Annotated in this window: 15 protein-coding genes; 7 read left to right on the forward strand and 8 right to left on the reverse strand. The window is 70.3% G+C overall.

The genetic code is table 11. The features are described 5' to 3' along the window. Positions 1-47 precede the first annotated feature (47 nt). On the forward strand, positions 48-1718 hold the full coding sequence (locus PLE19_15000; GenBank protein ID HPD16258.1) for a sodium:solute symporter family protein: 1671 nt from the start codon (positions 48-50) through the stop codon (positions 1716-1718). After that, a complete protein-coding gene (locus PLE19_15005; protein HPD16259.1) occupies positions 1715-1900 on the forward strand; it encodes a hypothetical protein in 186 nt (61 codons plus the stop codon). Before PLE19_15000 ends, PLE19_15005 begins: the two co-directional genes overlap by 4 nt. A 441-nt stretch (positions 1901-2341) precedes the next feature. Here the strand turns inward: PLE19_15005 and PLE19_15010 are convergent, their stop codons facing one another. From PLE19_15010 to PLE19_15020, 3 genes are all read right to left on the reverse strand, one after another. Further along, the gene (locus tag PLE19_15010; GenBank protein ID HPD16260.1) at positions 2342-4687 is read right to left on the reverse strand and encodes an NEW3 domain-containing protein; all 2346 of its coding nucleotides are present in this window, start codon (positions 4685-4687) and stop codon (positions 2342-2344) included. Positions 4688-4884: 197 nt separating this feature from the next. Next, a complete protein-coding gene (locus PLE19_15015) occupies positions 4885-5874 on the reverse strand; it encodes a 3-dehydroquinate synthase II (GenBank protein ID HPD16261.1) in 990 nt (329 codons plus the stop codon). Positions 5875-5992: 118 nt separating this feature from the next. Further along, a complete protein-coding gene (locus PLE19_15020; protein HPD16262.1) occupies positions 5993-6799 on the reverse strand; it encodes a 2-amino-3,7-dideoxy-D-threo-hept-6-ulosonate synthase in 807 nt (268 codons plus the stop codon). Positions 6800-7201: 402 nt separating this feature from the next. Here PLE19_15020 and PLE19_15025 point away from each other — a divergent pair, with 402 nt between their 5' ends. Further along, complete coding sequence (locus PLE19_15025) at positions 7202-8020, forward strand: Spy/CpxP family protein refolding chaperone (GenBank protein HPD16263.1); 819 nt, start codon at positions 7202-7204, stop codon at positions 8018-8020. Positions 8021-8096: 76 nt separating this feature from the next. Here the strand turns inward: PLE19_15025 and PLE19_15030 are convergent, their stop codons facing one another. Next, positions 8097-10178: a thioredoxin domain-containing protein gene (locus PLE19_15030; protein ID HPD16264.1), complete on the reverse strand. Its 2082-nt coding sequence runs from the start codon at positions 10176-10178 to the stop codon at positions 8097-8099. 241 nt (positions 10179-10419) lie between these two features. On the opposite strand from PLE19_15030, the gene PLE19_15035 reads away from it, so the two are divergent. The 3 genes from PLE19_15035 (at position 10420) to PLE19_15045 (ending at position 15357) form a co-directional block, all read left to right on the forward strand. Further along, positions 10420-11895 (forward strand): hypothetical protein, encoded by a 1476-nt coding sequence (locus tag PLE19_15035; GenBank protein HPD16265.1) that lies wholly within the window; start codon positions 10420-10422, stop codon positions 11893-11895. Between the two features lie 13 nt (positions 11896-11908). Continuing rightward, the gene (locus PLE19_15040; GenBank protein ID HPD16266.1) at positions 11909-14269 is read left to right on the forward strand and encodes a glycyl radical protein; all 2361 of its coding nucleotides are present in this window, start codon (positions 11909-11911) and stop codon (positions 14267-14269) included. Positions 14270-14448: 179 nt separating this feature from the next. Beyond that, a complete protein-coding gene (locus PLE19_15045; GenBank protein HPD16267.1) occupies positions 14449-15357 on the forward strand; it encodes a hypothetical protein in 909 nt (302 codons plus the stop codon). A gap of 105 nt (positions 15358-15462) precedes the next feature. Here the strand turns inward: PLE19_15045 and PLE19_15050 are convergent, their stop codons facing one another. The 4 genes from PLE19_15050 to PLE19_15065 all read right to left on the reverse strand — a co-directional run bounded on the left by PLE19_15050 (position 15463) and on the right by PLE19_15065 (position 23546). Further along, entirely contained in the window at positions 15463-19653 is a 4191-nt protein-coding gene (locus PLE19_15050) for a HEAT repeat domain-containing protein (protein ID HPD16268.1), read from the reverse strand. A gap of 126 nt (positions 19654-19779) precedes the next feature. Next, positions 19780-20736, reverse strand: a complete 957-nt coding sequence (locus PLE19_15055; protein ID HPD16269.1) for a sialate O-acetylesterase — start codon at positions 20734-20736, stop codon at positions 19780-19782. Positions 20737-20769: 33 nt separating this feature from the next. Further along, on the reverse strand, positions 20770-21504 hold the full coding sequence (locus tag PLE19_15060) for a hypothetical protein (GenBank protein ID HPD16270.1): 735 nt from the start codon (positions 21502-21504) through the stop codon (positions 20770-20772). A gap of 11 nt (positions 21505-21515) precedes the next feature. Continuing rightward, positions 21516-23546 carry a DUF2961 domain-containing protein gene (locus PLE19_15065; protein ID HPD16271.1) on the reverse strand — a complete coding sequence of 677 codons (2031 nt, stop codon included), beginning with the start codon at positions 23544-23546 and terminating at the stop codon, positions 21516-21518. Positions 23547-23753: 207 nt separating this feature from the next. On the opposite strand from PLE19_15065, the gene PLE19_15070 reads away from it, so the two are divergent. Beyond that, complete coding sequence (locus PLE19_15070) at positions 23754-24038, forward strand: hypothetical protein (GenBank protein ID HPD16272.1); 285 nt, start codon at positions 23754-23756, stop codon at positions 24036-24038. Positions 24039-24740 lie beyond the last annotated feature (702 nt).

Raw genomic sequence — 24740 nt, forward strand, 5'->3', positions numbered from 1 at the left:
GCCGCCATCGCAAGCCGACCGTCCCCGGTCCCTCGGACGCGCACGCCATGAGCATCTTCGCGACGAACTTCACCGCGCTGGACTGGTGGATCGTGGCGGTCTATCTGTGCGCGATCGGCGCGCTGGGCGTGTGGGTGAACCGCTACGTCCACAGCGTGGCCGACTACATGGTCGCGGGGCGTTCGGCGGGGCCGGCCCTCAACGTCGCCACCTTCGTGGCCACGGGCCTCTGCCTCGTGACCATCATGTACTCGGCCATAGACGGCTTCAACCGCGGCTTCGCCTACATGATCCTCGGCGTCATCGGCATGGCCATCGGCCTCTTCATCGGCTCGACCGGCTTCGTGGTCCGCCGGCTGCGCGCGGCGAAGCTCACCACGCTGCCCGAGTACTTCCAACTGCGCTACAGCCGCCGCGTGCGGGTCGTGGCGGGCGTCATCTGCGCCCTGGCCGGCATTCTCAACATGGGCCTCTTCCCCAAGATGGGCGCCACGTTCATCACGTATGCCACCGGTCTGGGCTCGGCGGGCGTCACCCACATCGTGGTGGAGGGCGACGCGCCAGACAGGGCCCCCGTGGCCAAGGCCGCTGACCCCGCCCAGTCGGCCCGCATCGCCGAGGAGCACATGGCCCGCCAGCGCGCCACGCTGGCGCGCCAGGAACTCACGGTGAACATCGTGATGACCATCATCCTCGCCATCGTGCTCCTCTACACGGTGACCGGCGGCATGGTGGCCGTGATCGTGACCGACTACACGCAGTTCGTGCTCCTCGCCCTGGGGCTTGGCCTGGGCGTTTTCTACTGCCTCACGCGGCCCGAGCTGGGGTGGGGCAAGATCACGGCCTCGTGGCAGGCCTACCGCGGCGAGGCGGCGTTCAACCCCCTGGCCGCCGGCTCGTACGGCGGCTTCTGGGTGGCCTGGATGCTCGTGCACTTCGCGGCGGCGGCGCTGTGCTGGGCGCCCGAGGCCAGCCGCACGCTCACCGCGCGCGACCCCGAGACCGCGCGGCGGACCTTCCTCTACGGCTCCCCCGGCCAGTTCATCCGGCTGGCGATTCCCGCGCTCTTCGGCATCGCCGCCTTCTGCTTCATCAGCCAGAACCAGGAGCTGGCGCGGCACTTCTTCCCCGAGGGGTTGCGGGGCAAGGGCGTGCACGCCGACCAGGCGGCGCCGCTGCTCCTCGGCAAGATCATCCCGGCCGGCCTCCTCGGCCTCGTGCTCGCCGGCATGGTCTCGGCCCTCATGTCCACCCACGACAGCTACTTCATGTGCTGGGCCTCGGTGATCGCGCGCGACGTGATCGCGCCGCTGCGCGGCCGCGAGCTGAGCGACCGGGAGCAGATTCGCATCACCCGCATCATCATCGTGTGCATCGGCGTTTTCCTGCTCGTGTGGGGCGTGTGGTACAAGCTGCCCGACAGCGTGTGGAACTACATGGCCGTCACCGGCAGCGTGTACCTGTGCGGCGCCATCGTCATCCTGATCGGCGGCATGTACTGGAAGCGCGCCTCGTCGGCGGGCGCACTGGCCGGGTTGCTGGGCGGCCTGGCCTCGGTGCCCATCGTGTTCCTGCCTGACTGGTTCACCGGCAGCACGGTGCTCATGGGCCAGTGCGGGCTGGGGAACTACGCGCTGTGCGCCGTGCTCTTCATCGTCTTCTCGTGGCTGTTCCCCGACAAGAGGCCCGCGGCGGCCCCTGCGGAGGCGCAACCGTGAGCGGCTGGGTCACCTTCTGGAAGTGGGCGTGCATTGTCGGCATGGGCAGCTTCTTCGCCATGGCGCTTCTCGTGATTCCCTTCGGGGCGCGCGACATTGCCCGGCTGTTCCGCGACCTGGGGAGCGGCGGCCAGCCGCCGGGCGGCCGGCAGCAGCCCGGTAGCAACGAGCGACCCGCCTGACACAGACCGCAGGGAAAACGACGCGGGCCTGCACGGACTGACGCGGACAGGCGCCCGCGGCGACAAGTCTGCCCGTCCGTGCTTGCCCGTGTGCGTCCGTGCGACTTGTTCGGGCACCCGAAGCGGCGCTGCGCGCCGCACTCCCAAAGGCTGTCGCAGGCGATAAGAGGCGGGGCCTCGTCGAGTGCGTGCGCCTCTGGAAGCGTAAGCCTCGAAATGCTAAGCCGTTGTGGGCGGCGGTGACCTTCTGGGGAGCGGAGGGGCGTCGGCGGGGCTGCGTGGTTCAGGGACATGCGTCCATACTTGCTCACCCCTGGGGGGAGGAAGTGAGCAAGTATGGGTGGAAAGGCGAGATTGGGCGATTCTGGCGGCTCCAGCCATACGGCGCCTGTCCGGGCGATGAGCCAGTATGGGTGGAAGGCCGAGAATCGGCGATCCGGCCTATTGCGCGAGCTGGACGAGCCTTACGTTGCGGATTTCGAGCCAGGCGGCGTCGCGGGGGGTGTTGAGGCCGATCATGAGGGCGCGGATGGCCTTGAGGTCGAGCGCACCGTTGGGGTCACGGGGCGAGTAGCTGCCCCAGGCGAGGTCGGCGAAGGCGGCGGTGGCGCGGGTCCAGTCCTTGCGGGCCTTCCAGCCGGTGGCTGTGAGGTAGCAGGCGCCGTTGGGCTCGATGAGCTGGAGGCGGACGGCAGTGGCGTCGTCGTTGGCGTGGCAGCGGTACTCGAAGGAGATGGCCTGGTAGGCCGAGAAGTCCATCGGGCGGCCGAAGTCGCTTCTCGGATAGCACCAGCGGTCGCCGGGGGCGGTGAAGGTGGCCTCGAAGCGGACGCCGCTATCCTTCACAGCGCCGATCTCCATCGTGCCGTTGCCCGAGATGTTCTTCTGCCAGCGCGCCGGGTCGTCGAGGCCGAGGCCGAGTTCCTTCGTGGGCTTCACGCGCGCGAGGTCGAAGCGGAAGGAGGAGACGGCGGGGGCGACGCGCGGGTCGCCGAAGGCGGGCTTCACGCGAATCCGCTGCGGCCCGAGGGCGACGGTGCCGGGGGTGATGCGGAAGTCGCTGACGAGGCGGCCCATCGGTTCGAGGCTCACGGGTGCCTCGGCCGGCTCGGCCTGCCAGCCGGCGGGGAGCTCAAGGGCGATGCGGCCGGCGGCTGCCTTCTCGCCGAAGTTGCAGGCTTCGACCGCGTAGGCAAACGGCTCGTCCCCGATCACGTAGGAATCGCTGTCCTTGTCGAGCGTGGGCACCTGGGCCTGGGCGCGGAGGACGATGGGCGAGGGCTGGTTGGCGGGCAGCTTGCCCTGGGGCCGGGCCGTGCCGCCGAGGCCCTTCAGCGCCTCGTCGCCGACGCCGATGATGTACTGCGGCGAGGGGCTGAGGGGGAGCTTGAGCGTCCCGCCCGCGGCTTCGCGCTCGTTGCGCTTGCCCACGCAGTTGGCCACCACCACTTTCTGAGCCGCCACGGGCAACTCGACCTCGCGGGAGGCATTGCTCCAGGCCACGAGCACCCGCTCCCTGCCGTTGTGGAAGGCCAGGGTGGTGAGGCCGGCCTCCTGGCGGAGGCCGAGGAAGCGGGCCTCGCCCAGGATGTCCACCGCGGCGGCGATGGCGATGAAGCCGGGGCGGGGCGAGAGGTCCTTGCGCAGCGCGCCGAACTGCACGCCGTGCTCGAGGTAGTAGGGCAGGACGAAGAAGAAATGGCTGTCGGTGCCCGCGGCGAGGGAGTATGCGAAACTCTTGGGCACGAAGTCGGCCTGGCGGCGCTCGTCGGCGGCGGTGATCTCGCCGTCGGGCTCGGTGGCGGTGAGGCGGATGCCGGCCTCGGTGAGCCAGACGGGGCGCTCGTCGCAGCCATGGCGCTTGAGCAGTTCGAGGTAGCGGGCGAGCGTGGCGGGGTATTGCTCGGGCGGGGCGTAGATGTGCCAGTTGAAGACGTCGAAGTAGTCGCGGATGCCGGCGTCGAAGAGATTCTCGTCGAAGGCGCAGTGGCCGCGGCAGAACGAGCCGAGGAGCACGGGCAGGGTCGGGTCGCCCGCCTTGAAGCCGAGGTAGGCCGCCTTCTGAAGGCCCGCGAACGTGTCGGAGAGGTCGGGCCAGAAGAAGATGTCGGGCTCGTTCCACACCTCCCAGGCCTGGACGCGCCCCTTGTAGTGCTCGGCGAGCCGCTTGGCGAAGGCATAGGCGTCGCGCAGGTCGGCGGGGTTCCGCGTGTTCTTCTTGCCCGCGTGCGACCAGGCGGGGCTGTCGTGGAAGATCTGGTAGACGCGGACGCCGTGCTTCGTGAAGGCATCGGCGGTGGCGTCGTACTGCTGCCAAGTCACTTTGCCTTTCTCAGGCTCGGTGCCGGCCCAGGAGAAGCGCTCGCGCACCCAGCCGATGCCGACGGTGCGGAGCATCTGCGCGATGGCCTCGTGGCGGCCGTGGCGTTCGAGCCACGCCGTTGCACCGTCCACATTCAGGCGGCCCGAGGGGGGCGGCGAGGCCGAGTGGTCGGCGACGACGCCGAAGGGCAGCTTCGCCGATTGCTCACCGGTCTTGGCGACCAGCTCATAATAGCCGTGGGGGAGGTTGGCGATCTCGATGGCCCCCTTGCCCTTTGCCACTTCGGCGCCGTCGAGGTCGGTCACATGCCATTCGGCGTCCTTCGCCTCAACCTGGACCGAGATCTTCTGCCCGAATGCGAACAGGTTCCCCGGCCGGTCGGTCTTGAGCGTCATCCTCGGCTCCTGGGCGAAGGCGACGGTGAGCGAGAGGGTGATGGCTGGCAGGAAGAGCGCACACCTCATCGCCACCTACTCCTCTGGCGGGGCAAGGGCGAGGGATGGGCCTCTGCTGCGCCTCAGGCCACAAGGCGCGGGGCAGAGACGCCCCGACCACAGGTCCAAGCGCCCCCAACAGGCGACACTCCTGACCACGCGGGGCACGGAGGCCCCGCCCACAGGCTCCACCGCCTCTTGCCCCCAACACCACGCCGCTTCGGCGCTCACCGCTCCTTGAGCGTTTCCTTGACGGCCATGCCAAAGTGCCGGCCGCCCTCGGCCAGGTGGGCGAGCACCTGGTCGCCGGGCTTCAACACGGCGACGGAAAGGGCCGTGCCGTCGGGCCGCGTGAGGCGTATCGTCTCGGCGTTCTGAAGCACGAGCGAAACGACCTTGCCGCCGGCCTCGGCCTCGACACGCAGCATGGGCCGCCGCTCGACTTTGCTTCGCCCCAGGTAGGCCACCTGCGTCGCCCCGTCGTGCCGCACGAGGAGGCACGGGTCGCCGCCCTTCAGTTCGTCGAGGTACTTGGTGCGGCCCTCGGGGCAGAGCACATAGGCGTGGACGGCGCCCGCGTTCACACGGAAGGGCCGCGTGGCGACGTAGGGCGTCTCGATGGTCTCGGCGTGGACGAGGAAGAAGGCGGAACTGGCGTCGCCCACGAGCATGCCTTCGCCGGGCCGCATCTCGGTGCAGGTGTCGAGGCACACGCGGTCGCCCATGCCCAGGGTGGCGACGCGGGTGACGGTGGCCGCGACGAGGGAGAGGCGTTCGCCATGCTCGCGGACGGCGGCGCACGTGCGCGTGATCTCGGCGGGGTCATCGGTGACTAGCACAATGCCGTCGGCGCCCTTCTCGAGGATCTGGGTCGCCACGCGGGCGTCCTCGGCGCGGCGGACCTCGACGAAGATGCCCTCGCGCTGGGCGAGGAGGTTTTCCAACGGGATGATCGTCCAGTCGCGCATCTGGAGGATGACGGTCGCGGCGGGGCAGCGGGCGGCGCGCTCCTCGTCGCCCTTGCTGGCGATTTCGAGGCGGACCGCGTCGGATCCGAGGCGGATGTCGCCGTCGGGCGCCACGGTGGCGATGCGGCCGAGGGCCTTGGCCTGGGCCGAGCAGCCCTCGGGCAGCACCACGGCATCGGCTCCCGCCTCGAGCGCGGCGGTGACCAGCTCTTTCCGCCAGGGGTCCACCTGCACCCATACCTTCTTCATGAATCGTCCTCGTCGTCGTCCTCGAAACGGTTTTCGGTTCTCGGGTTCTGATTCGCGTAGATTCGCGCGATTCGCGGTCTCCTACCCGTCCCGGGGCCCGCGTGCAAGTATGCACGCCCTACTTGGCCTTGGAGCGGTCGAGGAACTCCAGGCTCGCGGCGAGGGACTGTCGGCCGTGGACCATCATGCCGATTGCGCGGACGATGGCCTGGGGGCTGTCGTGCTGGAAGGCGTTGCGGCCAATGGACACGCCCGCCGCGCCCGCCTTCAACGCGCCCTCCACCATCGCCAGGAGTTGCTCGTCGGTGTCCATCTTCTCGCCGCCGGCGATGACGACGGGCACCGGGCAGCCGTTGACGACCTCGGCGAACGACTGCGGGTCGCCGGTGTAGACGCACTTGACGACGTCGGCGCCCAGCTCGGCGCCCACGCGGGCCGCGTGCTTGACGTGCTTGACGTCGAACTGGTTTTCGATCTTTGGCCCGCGCGTGTACATCATGGCCACGAGCGGCAGGCCCCAGCGGGTGCAATCGCGGGCCACGTCGGCCAGGTGGGCGAGCATGGCCGCGTCGGTGCTGGCGCCGAGGTTGATGTGGACTGAGACGGCGTCGGCGCCCAGGCAGAGGGCCTCCTCGACGGTGCACACGGCCACCTTGGCGTTGGGGTCGGGGCTCATCGAGGTGGAGCCGGAGAGGTGGATGATGAGGCCCACGTCCTTGCCGCTGCGGCGGTGGCCGTTGGCCACGATGCCCTTGTGGATGATGATGGCGTTGGCCCCGCCCTCCACCACCCGGTTGATCGTCTCGCGCATGCACTCCAGGCCGGCGATCGGGCCGGCCGTCACCCCGTGGTCCATCGGCACGATCACCGTGCGGTTCGAATTGCGGTCAATGATGCGCTCGAGGCGGATCTGCTTGCCAATCATCGCCGAAGTCCTCCGGCCATGCCCTGGAAAGCGGGGCGCGCCGCGCCCCATGCTGGCGCCCCTATTATAGCGCAGCGCCTCGGGAGGGCAAGCCGCTTCCCGGCCCCAGGGCCCACAGCCCCAAGCGGGCGGTGCAGCAATCCGCCGCCGAGGGGAATCTAGAGAGAAGAAGGAGACGGCAAGTAGGGGCCGCTCCCGTGAGCCCTGTTCACCTGGGTAGGAGTGTGTGCGATGCGTAGCGTGTGGCTGGCGTTGATCGCGGTAGCCCTTGGGGCTTCGACGCTTATGGCGGGCGAAGCCGGCCAGCAAGGCGGCCGGCAGGGCGGCCGACCCGGTGGTCGGCAGGGTGGCCCGGGGGGCGGGCCCGGCGGGTTCCGCGGCGGCCCTGGCGGCTTCCCGGGAATGGGCGGCCCGCGCGAGGCCGACCTCTTCGACGTGGCCCGGCGCCTCGCGACTCTGGCCGACGACAAGAAGGCGGCCCTCGGAAACCTCGAGATCGAGTACGCCTTCGCCGAGAACGATGCGATGGCCGAGGTGCGCAGGCGCCTGAACAAGGAGTTCCTCGCCCGCATCGTCGCTCTGTTGCCCGACGAGGAGAAGCCGAAGTACGAGAAGGCCATCGCCGCCATGACCGAGCGCGACGAGGCCATCGCCGCCGCCGAGAAGGAGCTGCGCGAGGTGCTGGCCAAGGTCAAGACCAGCCAGGGCGCCGATAAGGTCGTCGCCCAGGCCGACCCCAATCAGCGCTTCTTCCGCATGCGCCCGGGCGACGTGCCGACCCGCAAGATGGACGCCCTGCGCACCTGCTTCGTCCTCACCGACGACCAGCGCAAGGAGATCGAGGTCATCCGCGACGGCAATCGCGACGCCGTGCGCGAGAAGATGCGCGCCCAGTTCGCCAACCTGCGTGGCGCCGACGGCGGCCGGCCCGACCCCGAGCAGTTCCGCCGCATGGCGCCCCTGTTCCGCCAGGTGCGCACCGAGACGGATGACGCCGACGCCAAGATGGCCGCCAACCTGCTGACCGACGCGCAGAAGAAGGACTTCGCGACCGTCTGCGCCGCCATTGACACCTACAACAAGAAGGTCGCCGACGCCGAAGCGGCGTGCCGGGCCAAGGTCACCGAGGCCGTTGGCGCCGACAAGGCCAACGCTATCCTCGGCTACACGGCTGCCGCGGCGGCCCAGGCCGCGCCCGCGGCGAAGGGCACCGAGTTCTAAGCCCGCTCACCGTTCCCAACACACACCGGGGGAGGAGAGGCTTGCCCTCTCCTCCCCCGCGTCGTTTCTCTGACATTCACCGGGGGGACACACCAAGAGCTGCCAGCATGGCGGCGGGCGCGGTGACGGGTGCCTGGCAGGCGCCGCCCTGGCACACGTAGGCCGTGGCCCTGCCGTCCAGGGCCCGCTGCGCCGCCGTGTAGGGCGCGATGCGCGCGATAGCGGGCGCCGCCTCGTCGGCCTGGCGGAAGAGGACGACCTTGTTGGGCACGAACGCCTCGCGAACCGCCTTGAGCATCGCGCGCGTGTCGTCGGCGCCCGGGCGCCCGACGATGACCACCTCGTGCGACGGCCCCACCGCGAAGTCCACGGCGCACAGGAACTGGGTGAACGCCGAGGGCATGCGCGCCACGTCGCCCGCGAAGGCCCGCCCGATCGCCGCCGCGCGCTCCTCGAGCGCCGCGTCGCCCGCGATGCGCGCGAGGCGCAGCAGGTTGAGCATGGCCACCGAGTTGGCCGAGGGCACGGCGCCGTCGTAGACCTCTTTCTGCCGGAAGAGCAGCTTCTCGCCGTCGTCGGCGGTGAAGAACAGGCCGCCGTCTGCTGCGTCCCAGTAGTGCTCGAGAAGCAGGCGGTTCAGGCCGAGCGCCGTCTCGATGTGCGCGGCGTCGAACGTGATCTCGTAGAGCTCGAGCAGGCCCCACACCAGGAACGCATAGTCGTCGGCGTGGGCGGGCGCGGCCGAGGGCGTGCCCTCGCGCCAGGCGTGGCGCAGGCGGCCGTCGGGGCGGCGCAACTCGCGAAGCACGAAGGCCGCGGCCCGCTCGGCGGCCTCGGCGTACCGCGGCTCGTCGAAGGCCTGCGCCGCGCGGGCCAAGGCCGCGATCATCAGCCCGTTCCAGTCGGCGAGCACCTTGTCGTCCCTGTGGGGGCGGACGCGCCTTTCGCGCGCGGCGAAGAGCTTCTGGCGAATCGCCTCGACGCGTTCGCGCCGCTCGGGCGGCACGGGCGCCGCGAGATGCGGGATGTTCAGGCCCGTGCGCACGCCGTGCGCCTGGTCTACGAAGTTGCCCTCGGGCTCCAGGCGGAAGAGCTGGATCGCCAGATCGCCGTCCTCGGGGCCGAGCAGGGCCGACACCTCGGGCACCGACCAGAGGTAGAACTTGCCCTCCTCGCCCTCGGAGTCGGCGTCCTCGGCCGAGTAGAAGCCGCCCTCGGGCGCCGCGAGGTCGCGCAGCACGTAGGCCAGGATGTCGCGGGCCGTGTCGCGGAACTCGAGGCTGCCCGTGGCCTGGAACGCCTCGGTGCAGGCGATGGCCAGCAGCGCCTGATCGTAGAGCATCTTCTCGAAGTGCGGCAGCAGCCAGCGGGCGTCGGTCGAGTAGCGGTGGAAGCCGAAGCCCACGTGGTCCCAGAGGCCCCCGAGTCGCATGGCCCGAAGGGTCTTCACGGCCATGTCGAGCGAGGCGGCGTGCCCCGTGCGCCGCCAGTGGCGCAGCAGGAAGAAGAGGTTGTGCGGCGTGGGGAACTTGGGCGCGTCGCTGAAACCCCCGTGCTCGGGGTCGTAGCGGGCCGCGAGCTGCTCGGCCGCCTCGTCGAGGGCGGCCGCGCCCACGTCGCCCCCGGCCGGCGGCCGCGGGCGCGCGGCCAGGGCGGCGGCGATTTGCTCGGCCGACTTCACCACGTCGCCGCGCCGCGTCTGCCACGTCTCCCGGATCCTCGGCACCAGCTCGACCAGGCCCATGCGGCCGAAGCGCGACTCCTTGGGAAAGTATGTGCCGGCGAAGAACGGCTTCTTGTCGGGCGTCATCACGATCGTCAGCGGCCAGCCGCCGCTGCCCGTGAGCGCCTGGCACACGGCCATATACACGCCGTCCACGTCGGGACGCTCCTCGCGGTCCACCTTGATGCACACGAAGGCGTCGTTGAGCAGCCGCGCCACCTCGGGGTCCTCGAACGACTCGTGGGCCATCACGTGGCACCAGTGGCAGGTCGAGTAGCCGATGGAGAGGAAGACCGGCTTGTCCAGCCGGCGGGCCAGCGCGAACGCCTCGTCGCCCCACGGATACCAGTCCACCGGGTTCGACGCATGCTGGAGCAGGTAAGGGCTTTGCTCCGTGGCGAGGCGGTTCTTGTGGGCGCGGTCTGCATGGTTCATGGCGGCCTGCTCGGCTTTCTGCGCTGGGCAGCCCAGGCTCTGGAGAGCGACGAGAACGGCGAAGGTCGGCGCCGCGTGGCGCATGCGGGGCCTCCGTCCGCGGCGTCCCCCTACTGCGCTTCTAGCACACCCCGCGCGGCGAGTCAAGCCCTCCTGGTCGCGTCCGGCTTGACACGGCCCACGGCCCGCCTACAATTGTGGGTATGGGGCGATCACCAGATTTCTAACAGGAGGCGGGTGAATGAGCGTACCCCGAACCTGCGGTCGCTGCGGCGCGGCGCTGAAGGGCGAGGAACGGTTCTGCACGCAGTGCGGCGCCGCCGTGGCGCAGGCAGGGCCAGCGGCCCCGCCGCCCCCCAGCGTGCCCGGCAGCCCCCCTCCCCCGCCCGCGCAGGCTCCCACGCCGCCGCCGCCCGTGGCAGCAGTGCCGCCGCCCAAGCCGCCTCAGGCCCCTGTGCCGCCCCCCGTGGCGCCGCGTCCCGCGGCGGCCCCTCCGCCGCCCGAGCCGCCCTTGGCCGCAACCGTGGAGGTGCGCCGCCCGCCCGCCGCGCCTCGGCCCACGCCGCCCGCGCCCTCGGCCCCGCCCGCGGCACTGAGGCCCGCACCGCCCCCCTCCGCTGCCGCCCTGCCCCCCCGACAGCCGGAGGCGCCCGTGCCGCCGCCCGCAGCCCCGCGCCCGCCGGCTTCCGCGCCCGGGCGTCGGGCGGGACACGGCAAGTGGATCGCCCTCGCCGCCGTGCTGCTCGTGGGCGGCGGCATCGGCGCGGCCCTCGCGCTCAAGCCCCTGAGCTGGTGGCGCGAGAAGCTCTCCTCGCTCGGCAGGTCATCGGGGCGGGCCAGCGCCACCCAGGTCAGCCCGGCCGAGGCCCTCAAGGAGCGAATGGAGGAGGAGCCCGGCGAGCCGCCTGTTCGGGTGACCGGGCGTCCGCCGATCGTCGTCGAGGTCCCGCCGCCAAAGAGGGATGAACCGGCGCCCGCGGTCAAAGAGCCGACCAAGTCCGTGGACCCCCCGGTGGTGGTCGAGCCGCCTAAGAAGGAACCGACCCATGCGGTGGAGCCTCCGCTCGTTGTCGAACCGCCGAAGAAGGAGGAGCCAGCGCCCGCGGTCAAGGAGCCCACCAAGTCCGTCGAGCCTCCCATCGTTGTCGAACCGCCGAAGAAGGAGGAGCCCGAGCCTGCGGTCAAGGAACCCACCAAGTCCGTAGAGCCGCCGACTGTGGTCGAACCTCCGAAGAGAGAGGAGCCGACCCCCGCGGCCAAGGAACCAACGAAGGTGGTCGAGCCTCCCTTCGTTGTCGAGCCGCCAAAGAAGGAGGAACCCGCGCCGGCTGCCAAGGAAGGGCCGAAGGAGCCCGAGCCGCTCGCCCGCGATGAAGCCACGCTGGCGGTGCAGGCCGAAGCGGCGCGCGAACAGAAGCAGTGGGAACGGATGGCCGCCGCCTACATGCGGGCCATCGAGCGCAACCCCGCCAACGCCTCCTACTGGAACGGGCTGGGCGTGGCCCTCACGGGCCAGCGCAAGTTCGCCGACGCCGTCGAGGCCACGCGGCGCGCCGTGGAGCTCGACCAGACGAAGGGCCCGTACCTGGCCGACTGGGCGGCCGCCCTGCTGGGCCTGGGCCGCCGCGCCGAGGCCCTCGCCGCGGCCAACGCGGCCATCGCACTCGGCTGCCGCGAGCACCCTGTCTACAAAGACCTCGGCCTCAAGCCGCAATGAGGAGCCTGCGACCGTGACAGAGCGGACGGAACGCCTCAGACAAGCGAGCCTCGCGGCGAAGCCCTGCATCAGCGCCGAGCGCGCGGTGCTGATGACGGACTTCTATCAAGCCCACGAGGGCAAGCTCTCGCCCCCCAGGATGCGGGCGATGGCGTTCCACTTCCTGTGCGAGCACAAGACGATCTGGATCGGGCCCGACGAGCTGATCGTGGGCGAACGCGGCCCGCGGCCCAAGGCCGTGCCCACCTTCCCCGAACTCACCTGCCACAGCCTCGACGACCTGCGCGTTCTCCACTCGCGGCCCAAGACCAGCTATGCCGTGCCCGAGGAATGCCGCCGGGTCTACGAGGAGCGCATCATCCCCTACTGGCGCGGGCGGAGCATGCGCGACCGCATCTTCGCCGCTGTAAGCCTCGAATGGAAAGAAGCTTACGACGCTGGCCTGTTCACCGAGTTCATGGAGCAGCGCGCCCCGGGTCACACGGTGCTCGACGACAAGGTCTACCGCAAAGGCATGCTCGACTTCAAGCGCGAGATCGCGCAGGCCATCGCGGCGCTCGACCCCATCGGCGACCCCGACGCCTACGCCAAGCGCGAGCAGCTCGCGGCCATGGACATCGCTTGCGACGCCGTGATCCTCTTCGCCGAGCGTCACGCCGCACTCGCCCGCGAAATGGCCGCCCGAGAGGCCGACCCAGCCCGCAAGGCCGACCTCGAACGCATCGCCGCCGTCTGCACCCGCGTGCCAGCCCACGCGCCCAGCGACTTCCACGAGGCGCTGCAAATGTATTGGTGGTGCCACCTTGCGGTGATCACGGAACTGAACGGCTGGGACTCCTTTTCGCCCGGACACCTGGACCAGCACCTTCTGCCCTTCTACCGCCGCGGCCTGGCCGACGGCTCGCTTACCCCCGCCGCCGCCCGCGAACTGCTCGAGGCGTTCTTCGTCAAGTTCAACAACCACCCAGCTCCGCCGAAGGTGGGCGTAACCGCCGAAGAATCAGGCACTTACACTGACTTCGCCAACATCAACCTCGGCGGCGTCGCGCCCGATGGCTCGGACGGCTCGAACGAGCTCTCGCACATGCTCCTCGATATCGTGGACGAAATGCACCTCCTCCAGCCCAGCACGAACCTCCAGGTCTCAGTCAAGACGCCCGACGAGCTGCTCAAGCACGCCCTGCGCGTCATCCGCAAGGGCTACGGCTTCCCCTCCCTCTTCAACGTCGAAGCCGTTGTGGCCGAACAACTTAGAATGGGCAAGAGCCTCGAGGACGCACGCGCCGGCGGCTGTTCGGGCTGCGTCGAGACCGGCGCCTTCGGCAAGGAAGCCTACATCCTCACAGGCTACTTCAACCTCCCGAAAATCCTGGAGTTAGCACTCCATAACGGCCTCGACCCACGCACAGGCAAACAGCTCGGCCCGCAGACCGGCCCCCCTGAGTCGCTCGCCACCTTCGATGCTCTCTTCGCCGCCTTCGCCACGCAAGTCAAGCATTTTCTGGAGGTTAAGCTACGCGGCAACGCCCTCATCGAACAGCTCTACGCCCGCACCATGCCCGCCCCCTTCCTCTCGGTGATCACCGACGACTGCATCCGCAAGGGCCGCGACTACAACGCCGGCGGTGCCCGCTATAACAACTCCTACGTGCAATTCGTTGGCATTGGCTCACTTACGGACTCGCTTGCCGCCCTCAAGCAACTCGTCTACGATGAGGCAGCCATCGCCCTGCCCGACCTCCTCGCCGTCCTCCGAGCCAACTTCGCCGGCCACGAGCCCCTCCGCCATCGCCTGCTCAACCGCACACACAAGTACGGCAACGACGACCCGGAGGCCGACGCGCTCACCGTGCGCGCCTTCGACCTCCTCGTCGCCCTCCTCGACGGCCGGCCCAACACCAAGGGCGGCTGCTACCGCGTCGAGATGCTGCCCACCACCAGCCACGTCTACTTCGGCTCCGTCACCGGCGCCACGCCCGACGGCCGCCTCGCCGGCCAGCCCCTCTCGGAGGGCATCAGCCCCGTCCAGGGAGCCGACCGCAAGGGCCCCACCGCCGTCATCAGGTCGGCCGCCCGCATGGACCACCTCAGGACCGGCGGCGCGCTCCTCAACATGAAGTTCACCCCCAGCCTCGTCGGCGACGAGGCGGGCATCGAGAGCCTCGCGCGCCTCGTGCGCACCTACTTCGCCCTGGGCGGCCATCACGTGCAGTTCAACATCGTCACGGCGGCCACCCTCCGCAAGGCCCAGAGCCACCCCGAGGCGTTCCGCGACCTCATCGTCCGCGTCGCCGGCTACAGCGACTACTTCACCGATCTCGCCCGCGACCTCCAGGACGAGATCATCGCCCGCACCGAGCACACGCGCTTCTGACCGCGGCCCTGCCTGTCGCCGACCGGCGAGCATTGCCTGGGAAGAAAATCGGCGCAAGAGCGGCTCGGGCCTTGACATCCGTTCCCACGGCGCGTATCATTCAAGGGCGCGAGGGCGGTCCTCGCCCCGTCGGGGGGCGCGGTGGTACGTGTGCGGGTTCCCTTCGTGGAGACTGGAAGATGAGCGTGCGGATACTGGTGCTGTCGCTCGTGACGGTCGCGTTGATCCCGCTGTCTCTCGCCAGCGGCGGCACCTTCACCCAGAAGGGCACCGATGACGCTGACGCCCTGAACGTCGTGGGCGGCGTCCTCGCCGAGTCGGTGAAGCAGACCGGCCGCATGGGCAACGATACCCTGGACGCCGACATGGGCGGCGGCGACGACACCATCGAGCAGGACGGCGGCATGGGCGACGATGCCCTGAACGCCATCGGCGGCGACGGCAACGACCGGATCACCCAGAACGGCGGCTTCGGCGGCGACACGCTGAACGCCGACGGCGGCGACGGCAACGACATCATCTCGCAGAAGGGCGGCGACGGCAGCAACTCGTATTCCGACTTCCTGAAGGGCGGCCCAGGCCACGACACCTTCACCGCCGACGGCGGCAACGGAAACAACGTGATCACCCAGTCCGGCGGCTATGGCAACGACATCATCACCGCCACGACGGGGACGGGGAACGACACCATCAACCAGTCGGGCGGCCCCGACAACGACACGCTCGACGCCGACGCCGGCGACGGCAACAACCGCATCTACCAGAGTGGCGGCAGCGGCGACGACACCATCACCTGCATCGGCGGCGCCGGGACCGACACGGTGGACATCCTGGGCGGCGGCGGGCGCGACGACATCACCTACACCTGCACGGCCGGCCCGGACGTGGTCTACATTGACGGCGGCGGTGGCTGGGATGAACTGGCCATCTACGCCAACTTCGCAAACCTCACGGTGCGCGACAGGAAGGGCAACCTGATCTTCCAGCGCGGCGTGGGCGGCACCACCATCCGCCTGCGGCGGGTGCCCGCCTTCACCGTCTACGACGACGACGGCGTCACCCCCCTCTACGCGGGCGGCGTGAACTGAGCCGCGCGGCACAACCAGAGCTTAGCACAACGGCCCTCGCCGACCCTCACGGACTGCGAGGGCCGCTGCATGCCAGGGTGGCAAGGGGGGGCGGCCTCGGTCGGCTCAGCGGGCCGCGGCCGCCGCCGCGCGCAGCAGCGCCTGCCGCGTGGAAACCTCGGGATGGCTCGCGGCCAGCGCACGCAGGGCGTCGAGGCTGGCCGGGTCGGCCAGACGCTCGAGGGCCTCGGCCGCGGCGTGCCGCGTGTCGGGGGCGTTCTTCATTTCTCCAGCGGCTTGGAGGAGCACGGGAACTGCGCGCTTGTCGCCGATGCGGCCCAGCGCCCAGGCCACGGCCGCGCGCCAGCACGGCGTGAGGTCCTGGTGCAGGAAGAGCACGCCCGGCCCGAGAGGGTCGGGGTGGCCGGCCGCGCCCTCGGCCGGCGACTGCTCGAGCGCGGCGATGAGCGCCTCGGCCGATTGCGGGTCGGCCAGATTCCCCAGCGCCCGGGCCAGGAAGAAGCAGACCCAGTGCCTCACGGGGAGCTTGTGGACCACGGGGATGCCGTGGTCGAACTCGCGGATGATGTCCACGGGCTTGGCACGGTAGCGCTCGAGTGCGGCGCGGATGCGCGGCTCCCACTTGCGGTCGCGGCAGGCGAGGGAGAGGACTTGCGCCGCGCGGTTCTCGGGGTCGGGGCGGCCGGCCCAGGCGCCGTGGGTGCCGAAGGCGGCTTGAATCTCCTTGACGGGCTTGGCCTCGGGGTCGCCCAGGGTGGCGAGGCACGTCTCGACGACGGCCTCCTCGGCCCCGTTGCGGCGGATGACGCGGCCGGTCACCGCCTCGTAATCATCGTTATACGCGAACAGCGCGCGGTCGGGGTCGGTGGGCACTGATCGGATGAGGTGGGGCACGATGGCCGCCGCCTTGGTGGAGCCGAGGGCGTCGAGGGCCTCGATGATGAAGTAGTGGATCGGCGCGGCGTGGCAGGCGATGAGGGCGCCGTGGTCGCCGTACCAGCCGGCGTGGTGCGGGTAGTCCTTGAGTTTGGGGAACGCCTCGATGAGCGCGGCCTCGGCCTCCGGCGTGCCGATGCGGCCGAGGGCCTCGGCGCAGGCCTCGGCGAGGAACAGGTTGCCCGTGCCGGGGTCGGCCAGGCGGTTGAGGGTGTCGGCAAGGAGGCCCACCGATTCCCTGTCCTTCAGGTAGCCGAGCGCGCGGGTGGCGGCCTGAGGCGTGCGGGGATTGGCGGGGGAGAGGGCGTTGAAGCGCGCGTTGTCGCCGTTGTGGGCCTTGCGCCATTCGGGATAGGGGTTGTTCTGGCGCTCCTTCGTCACGTAGGCGCGCAGGGCGGCGCGGGCCGCGTCGCCGCCCGTGTGGCCGAGGGCCACGGCGGCGCGGCGGACGACGTCGCGGTCTTCGCTGGCGAGGCGCTGGACGAGGTCGGCCTCGATCTTGTCCCACGGGTTGGCCTGGAGCCAGGCGCGCCAGGCCTGGGCGAGGCGGGCGCGGGAGGCCGGGCCGTCGAAGCCGCTCGGGGCGTGCGGGCCGGCATCACCTCCCGCGGATGGGATGCCCGTGGCGGAACCTCCCGCGGGTTTGGAACCCGCGGGAGGTTGGGGCTCCGCGTGGCCGGTGAGGTTTTCGAGGGCGATGTTGGCCGCCTGGGCCACGAGGGGGTCCTCATCGGTCAGCGCCGCGAGGAGGGGCGGCACGGAGTCGCGGGTGCCGCACGCGGCGAGGGCGAGGGCGGCGGCCACGCGGGCCTCGCGGCTCTCGGCCTTCAGGCACTCGGCCAGGGCGGGCGCGGCGGCGGGGTCTCTGAAAACAGCCAGCCGCTGCGCCGCGGAAATCTGGACCTCCCGCAGGTTGGGAACCTGCGGGAGGTTGGCGAGTTGCGCGATGAGCGCCGCCACTTCCTGCGGGCCGGTGGGGTCGGGCGATTGGGGATGGCGAAGGGCAGATGGCGGACCGGGCTGGGAGCCGGGCAATGGGGGATCGGAAATGTCGCCGGCGTGGCGGTTGAGGCCGGCCACCTCGCGGTAGCGGTCGAACTGCATTTCCATGAGGCCGGTGACGGCGGCGTTGTTGCCGCGGAAGCGGTGGGGCTGGCCCTGGCCGAGGAGCTTGAGGGGCCGGGCCTGGAGGGCCTGCATCGTGGGCGCGGAGTTGGGGGCGGCGAGGCGCCGCTCGGCGTGGCAGCCGATGCAGCCGCGCGTCTCGCCCGGCCGCACGTAGATCCACGACATCTCGTTCAGCTCCGAGCGGCCCTCGGCGTCCACCGCCTGGAAGGCGATGGCCATGTCGCCCGGCACCTCGATGGCGAACGAGCCATCGGGCGCGAGCGGCACGGTGCCCAGCTCGACGACCTCGCTGCCGGCGTGGACGATGTAGGAGTGGGAGGAACGGAGGGTCAGGCCCTTGCCGCCGAGGACGCGCAGGGCGCGCACGTGGCTCCAGCCGGCTGTGGTGTTCTTGGTGAGGCGCGCGTCCTGGCAGAAGAGCACGCCGGTGGCGGCGGCCGCCGCGTCGCCCTTGTGGGGCTTCGACTTGCCGGCGAGCACGGGGGGCCGCGGCCGCGGGCCGAGGTACACGGGGGAATGAAGGGCCATGCCCTGCGAATCGTGCAGGATCACCACGCCCCCCGTGCGGCTGTCGGGGTCGAGGATCGCGATCTTCTCGTAGCTGATGTCCTGCACCTTTCGCGTCTGCTTGCCCGCGGGCACCTCGATTTCGACGCGGCGCGCGAGGGTGCACACGAGGCGGCCGTCGGGCAGGGCGGCCACGTCGCCGGCGTCGAGGCCGAAGTGGCGGGTGCCGAAGGGCAGGCCGCCGGTGGGCCCCACGGCGATGCCGCCGCCGGTGAGCCAGGCCACCCGGCCGTCGGGCATCGGGGCCGGGCTGCCGCAGCAGAAGGCGCGCAGCCGCCCGCCGTAGTCGGGGCCGATGTCCAGCCCGAACTCGGTGTAGCCGCCCGTGCCGTCGGGGTGGACGGCGTGGAGGAGGGTCTCGACCTTGCCGCGGTCGAAGAAGTTGTCGGAGCGGATGAAGAGGATGCGGCCGTCGGCCAGCACCTCGGGCTCGTTGTCGAAGATGAAGGTGGTGGTGATGGGGCGGATGCCCGAGCCGTCGGGGTTCATCACGAAGAGCGCGCGGGAGGGCGGGTTGTGATACTCCTCGAAGGTGCCGATGCGGGTGGAGGTGAAGACGATGCGGCCGTCGGGCAGCTCGGCGGGGTCAATGTCGTGGAACGGCCCGCGGGTGAGGCGCTCGGGTGTGCCGCCCGCGGCGGGCAGCCGCCAGATGCTGAAGAAGCCCTCGCCCTCGGGGACCATGGAGACGAGGATGGCCTTGCCGTCGAAGGTGACGCTGGGCGAGCCGATGGCGCCCTTGCCGGCGTCGAGCAGCACGGCGGGCTTCGCGCCGGGCCTGGCGGGCGTGAGGGCGTAGAGCTTGCGGCCGACCTTCATGGGCGCGGGCAGGTCGTGTTCGGGGAAGGTGCGGGCCTTGCGGGGGTTGAAGATCGTGACCGTGAGGCTGTCGTAGCGGCTGCCGGTGCCGCTGCGCGGGATGTAGAGCGAGCAGTCGTCGCCCACGAAGGCGAGGCCCTCGGGCCAGGGATAGTCCTCGGGCGGCACCACCTCGACCGAGGGCCGCACGGAGACGACGGGGCCGGCGGCGGCCTGCCAGTTGAGGGCCGGGGCCTTGCCCAGCTTGGGCTTGGCCACGGGCACGGCCTCGAGTTTGTCGGCGAACCTGCCCCACGGGCCGCCGCCGTAGGGCGCCACCACGTAGGCCTTCTGCCACTTGCTGTCGTCGAAGCCCGGCTGCTGCCAGTCCTTCGCCTCCCGGTCGCTCACCAGCCAGTTCTCGCCGCCGGCCAGGGCGATGGGCTGGCCGTCGGCCAGTTGCCCGCGGAGCACGAAGAGCAGGCCCGCGGGGCCGGGCGCCGTGTTGGCCGCCTCCACCGCGATCACGTTGCGCCCCGGCACGAGCAGGGGGGCGAGGTCGAAGCGGTTCGGGATGCGCCAGGCGTCGGGATTCGTCTCGCGCTGGCCGACGAATTGCCCATTGACGCTCAGGGCATACAGATTGTCCACGGCGATTGTCGCCTCAGCGGCCTTCACCTGGGCATTCTCGGGCAGCACGAGCGCGGCGCGGAAGTACCACACCCCCGCCGATGGCTCGGGCGTGTTGGCCCCGGGGTCGGGCCAGGCCCAGATCCACTGCGCCCCCTCGAAGCTGACGGACCGAGGCTCGGCGCCCAGAAGGCAGGCCGCGCCCAGGCAGAACATGGCAAACAGTATTCTCTTCATCCCCACATGACTTCCCGTGATGCAGGCCCATGGGAACGGCGGCTGGGCGCGGATGCGCCCTCCCCCACCCTACCAGCGCAGGCGCTGCGTGTCAACTGGCGCTCAGCGGGCTGGGAACGGCGGGCGTCACTTGGCGGCGTGGAGAAGCCCCTTCATCGCCTCGCCCAGGGCGTTGCCGATGAGGAAGTAGCTCTCGGCGTTGCCGAACCAGTGGTGGCCGTGGGTGACATTGGGCGACTCCTGGGCCGGGCGCAAGAAGGCTGCCGTGGGCACGAAGGCCACCGTGCCCTTGAACTCGGGCAGGTCGGCCACCGCCGCCTGGGCCTTGCGGAAGACCAGGTGGTCGCAGTTGCCTGTCTCGCCGATCACCACGGGCAGGTGGGGCCGCTTCAGCTCCTTGCGCACGTCCTTGATCAGATTGGCCAGGTTCTGCGTGTACTCGGGCACGGCGGGCGGGGTGCACATGTCGTTCCAGCCCTGGAACCACACGAGGCCGGCGATCTCGTAGCCCCCGCCGTCGTAGTCGGGGAAGCTCTGCTTGAGGCTGGCGAGGGCCTCGCGGAGCTCAGCGAGCATCTGGGTGTAGCACGGCCCCACCTCGCCGCCCGAGGAGGGCGGACGGAAGTCCTTGTAGAGGCTCTTCCCGCCCCAGGCGGTCTTGACGAGGAGCACCTGGTTGTCGAGGGCATTGCCGATCACGTGGCCGAACTGAAGCTCGGGCCCGAAGTGGTGCCTGCCGCCGTAGACGGCGTAGCCGATCGAGAGGGCGCCTTTCTTCAGCTCGCGGGCGGTCTTGTACCACACCCACACGTCGTCGCGCACGGCCCACTGGCCGTCCTTGTCCTTCAGGTGGGCGTAGAGCGGCGCCTTGGCGGGGTCGCGCATCACGTGTTCGAGGTTCCCCTTGCCCCCGTTGTAGTACTTCTCGTGATCGAGATCCACCACCGCCTGGCCTTCCATGTTCGACTGGCCGGCGAGGAGGAAGACCTGGACGGGACTCTTGCCGGCCTGGCCGGCGTGGGCAGATGCAGCCAGCGCCACGGCAGCGACGAGGGCAGCACGGGGCATCTTACGCACTGTCATGGGCAATCTTCCTTTCTCTTCTCTGGCTGGGGCTCACGGGGTGACCGTGTTGAGCTCGAAGTGAATGTGGCCGGTGATGGACAGGGCCGTCAGGTCGCCCTCCAGCGTGAGGCGGCGGGCCGCGGTGTCGTACTCGCCCGCGACCCGGCCCGAGAAGACCACCGACGAGCCGAACGGGATGACGATCGCGCGGGGCTCGAGGCGGACAACGTAGGGGGCCTCCACGCGGTAGTAGAGGTCCCGCGCCCCGTACGGCACGCTGGTAGTGCCCGAAGCGGCGACCTTCGCGGGCAGGCTCAGCGACAGGAAGGGCGCGGCAAGCGTGAGGTCGCGGATGCGGGTGGCCTCGCGCAGGCCCGCCTGGACCTCGGCGAGCTTGCGATGAACCGGCTGGACCCGTCCGTACCACAGACAGGCCAGCGTGGCCGCGACGAGCACGGCCAACACCTTGCCCCAATGCGCCCGCGCGAAGGCGAGAGCGACGCTCGGAGCGGCCGCGGCCTCTCCCGCCTCCGCGGCGGCCGCGAGCGCGGCCTCGGACGCCGGCGGCAGCGCTTCGGCAGACGGGGCCTCAGCTTGCTCTGCTGGCAGCGCGCCCGCCTCAGAGGAGGCTTCCGAAGGGGGGACGCCCTCGGGCGGCTCGCGCGGCACCTCCACTTGCCGCCCGCACACGTGGCAGCGCAGCCGCCGGCCGATGTTCGCCTCGCGCCAGTAGAACCTCCGCCCGCAGCCGGGGCACGGAAAGGTCCGCTCGTGCGGTTCAGCCATCGGCGGTCATCTCACTTCGCCGGCTCGAGCTTGATGTAGTCGAGGCCGGCCATGTAGGCCTTCACGGCCTTGTCGTTGGCGCCGGTGATCTCGAGGGTGAGCGTGTGCTTGCCCTTCGTGAGGTCGTGCGCCCCCAGGTCGAGCACGCCCGTGGGGACGACGGCGTCGTTGTAGAGGTCAATCGGCTGGCCGAGCTTCTGCCCGTCGAGGTGGAGCTGCACGATGCCGTAGTCCCGGGCCTTGGTGAGCTGGGCCACGAGCTTGTAGCGGCCGTCGGCCTCGACGGGGAAGGCCAGCGTGAGCTTGTCGCCGGGCTTGGCGCCGGTCCACCACAGGTGGGCGTCGTCGCTCCAGCCGGCGCCGAAGTGGTCGAGGTCCTGGCGGCGGGCGAGGCCGCCCGTCTTCTCGGCGATCTGGAGGCGTTCGCCCTCGAGGGCACCCTTGACGCCGGTGGAGGGCGGGGGCACGTAGTAGCCGGTGCGGTCGGCCACCGGCGCTTCGTCGTAGGCATCGGTCTGCCCGGCCGCGAGGTACCAGTAGGCCACCGCGGCGTAGAGCGTGGGCTTGGTGTTGGGGTAGTACTTCTCGATGAAGGCATCGAACGAGGTCTGGAAGGGTACGTTGTCGGTGACGTGCCAGCGGTTGACGCACACGTGGCCGCGGTTGCCGCCGTCGTTGTGCGGCTGGTTGTGGTAGGCGTTGACGAAGAGGTCGGGGCAGCACCAGGCGTAGCCGAAGTAGTCCTCGGACCCGGTGCCGATGGTCGAGGGGAACTTCTCGCCGTCCACGTGGAACTTCTCGTCGCCCTCGCCCCACCAGCCGCCGCGGGGGTTCCACACGTGGAGCATCACGCCCACGTAGCGGCCGCGGCCCTGGGTCTTGAGCATCGTCCAGTCAATCGCCCTCCGCTCGGGCTCCTCGGGCAGGAAGGCGTCGCGGTGCCACTTCGCGTGGAAGCGGCCGAGCGTCTCGATGGGCTTCTTGAGGGGCGCATGGGTGACGGAGAGATTGACCGTGCGGTTGGCCGCGCCGTCGTTGACCAGCTCGATGCGCGCCTTCTTGGCGAACGGCATGTACCACAGGCAGTACATCTCGCCGTTGGCCATGCCCAGCGGTAGCGAGCGGTACTCCTTGTAGCCGGGCGCCGAGCCGAAGAAGTCGCCCAGCGGCGACCAGACGGCCGGCTTGGGCTCGTCGTCCCACGTGATCCGCAGGCACAGCTCGCGCAACACCTGAATGTCGTCGGGAGCCTTGGGCAGGTCGAGCTTCACGCGCAGCTCGGTGATGGCCTGGGGGCCGTCAATCTCGAGGGCCTGGGTCGCCCGGCCGGCCACCACCATCACGTCGTTTTGCTGCCTCGTGAAGCCGGGCCGCGCGCCGGCCGGGTCGGCGCCGCATTTCTCCTCGAGGAAGGCGTTGGCCTTCTCGAGCGCGGCGGTCTCCTCGGCCGACAGCGGCAGCTTGAACGTGGGCAACACGGTGTCCTTCGGGTAGGTCGTGTAGGTGAAGTGGTAGTAGGCGCCCCAGCCCTTGTCGGCGGTGATCTTGCAGGATTTCTGGAAGGGGATGGGCACGTAGCAGTTCCAGCCGCGCGCGAGCACGTGGCAGAGGGCGGCGCAGCGGAACGGCGCCTGCTTGCCATCGAAGTAATTGCGGAAGGGCAGGTCAATGGCCGGTTCCGCCGCGCCGTCGAGGAACACGCGCACGTGCCCGTCGCCCGCCTGGGCCGACCAGATGCGCCAGATGACGCCCGGCCCCTCCATCTCGGCGAACACCTCCTTGTCGCCCTCGCGGCGGATGATGCCGTTGCCATCGCCATTGGCGTCCCAGCGGACGTACTTGCCGGTCTTCTCGTCGTACTGGCTCGCGCGGTCGTAGCTCGACCACTGCTGGCACTTCTCGCCCGGGGCCGGCAGCACCGCCAGGGCCTCCAGATCGGTCAGCCGGCCGACCAGGTCGAGATACGTCCACTTCTCGCCCGCGGAGGCGATGGCCCCGCAGGCTCCCACAACCAGCCACACCGTCCGCGCCGCGGCTCTCATGCTCGTCTCCTCTGCTCTATCCCACTTGGGCATAGGATACCGGCAACGCCTCGATGCTAGCGCCCCTCCCCTGCCCTGTCAAGGCAGTCTCCGCCCCGCCCACACGCAAAAGGGCTTGCAAGCAGGCTTGGGCCGTGCTAGAATCTCTCCCGAGGACAGGCTCCGCCGCCCCGCGCGGCCCGGCCACTATTGCCGAGGAGTTCAGAAGTGGGTACCCTGCCCGCGCTGAAGGTGTTCGAAGAGGAAATCAGCCAGCTCAAGAAGCAGGTCGAAGGCATTCGCAAGAAGATGAAGGCTGCGGGGCCGGGCCCTACCTCCGCCGACATCCTGAACCGCTATATTGGCAAGAAGGCCGCCTTCGCCCTGCGCAATGGCCACGAGGTCGCCGCCACCCTGATCGAGCATGACCGCTACAACTGTCTGGTCGAGACGGGCGACGGCCAGATGGTTCTCCTGAAGCACGCGATTGACACCGTGAAGCCCCTCGAGTAAGCGTCCCCGATCCACACTCACGGGATCGGCGGTTCCCTCTGCGCGCCCGAGGCGCCGTGGCGGGATCCTAACCGTTCGTGCATGGTGTAGCCTGGCGCAATGCTCTACCGAGTGCGCCTACTCCAGCGGTTGCCGGCTTCCCCTGCCCCACACAGGCGGCCCTCGCGCGACAACGCCGACGCACGCATACCGGGCCCTGCGGCAGAGGCGCGCTTCGGCCGGAATACTACTCCGGCCGCGAATCAGGTTGCCTTCTTCCGTGCCGCGAGAAGCGCCTCCCTTGTCGAGAGCTATCGCAAGCGGGACGCTTGCGGCCACAATTGAGGCTCGGGCCGACGCCACGTGGCTCCGGCCACGGTAAGCTGGTTTGCAGCCGGAGCAGGAGGTGGGGGCCCCGCCGCTCAGTTCAGGGGGCCAGTTCGTGGTGCAGGCTCAAGCCCGTGGGCGGGCTCCGGGATGCGGAGCAGACGCCTCACGGACTCTCGATTCGCTCGGCCGAGGTGTTTCGCGGCAGCAAGATTGCGTCTCGACGCCGCGTGAAGGGGTGCCCGTGCACACCGCTCGTGGTGCAAGGGACGCCGGGCCGCACGCGCTGTGCGGCGCCGCACACCTGGACCCGGGCCGCCCCTGCGACGCCAGACACCGCGCCGCTAGGAGCCTGTCCAAGAATCCCCGTGGGCTGCGTTGCCGGCGCCAGCGGGG

The organism is Planctomycetota bacterium, from assembly GCA_035384565.1.
Classification (GTDB): Bacteria; Planctomycetota; PUPC01; order DSUN01; family DSUN01; genus DAOOIT01.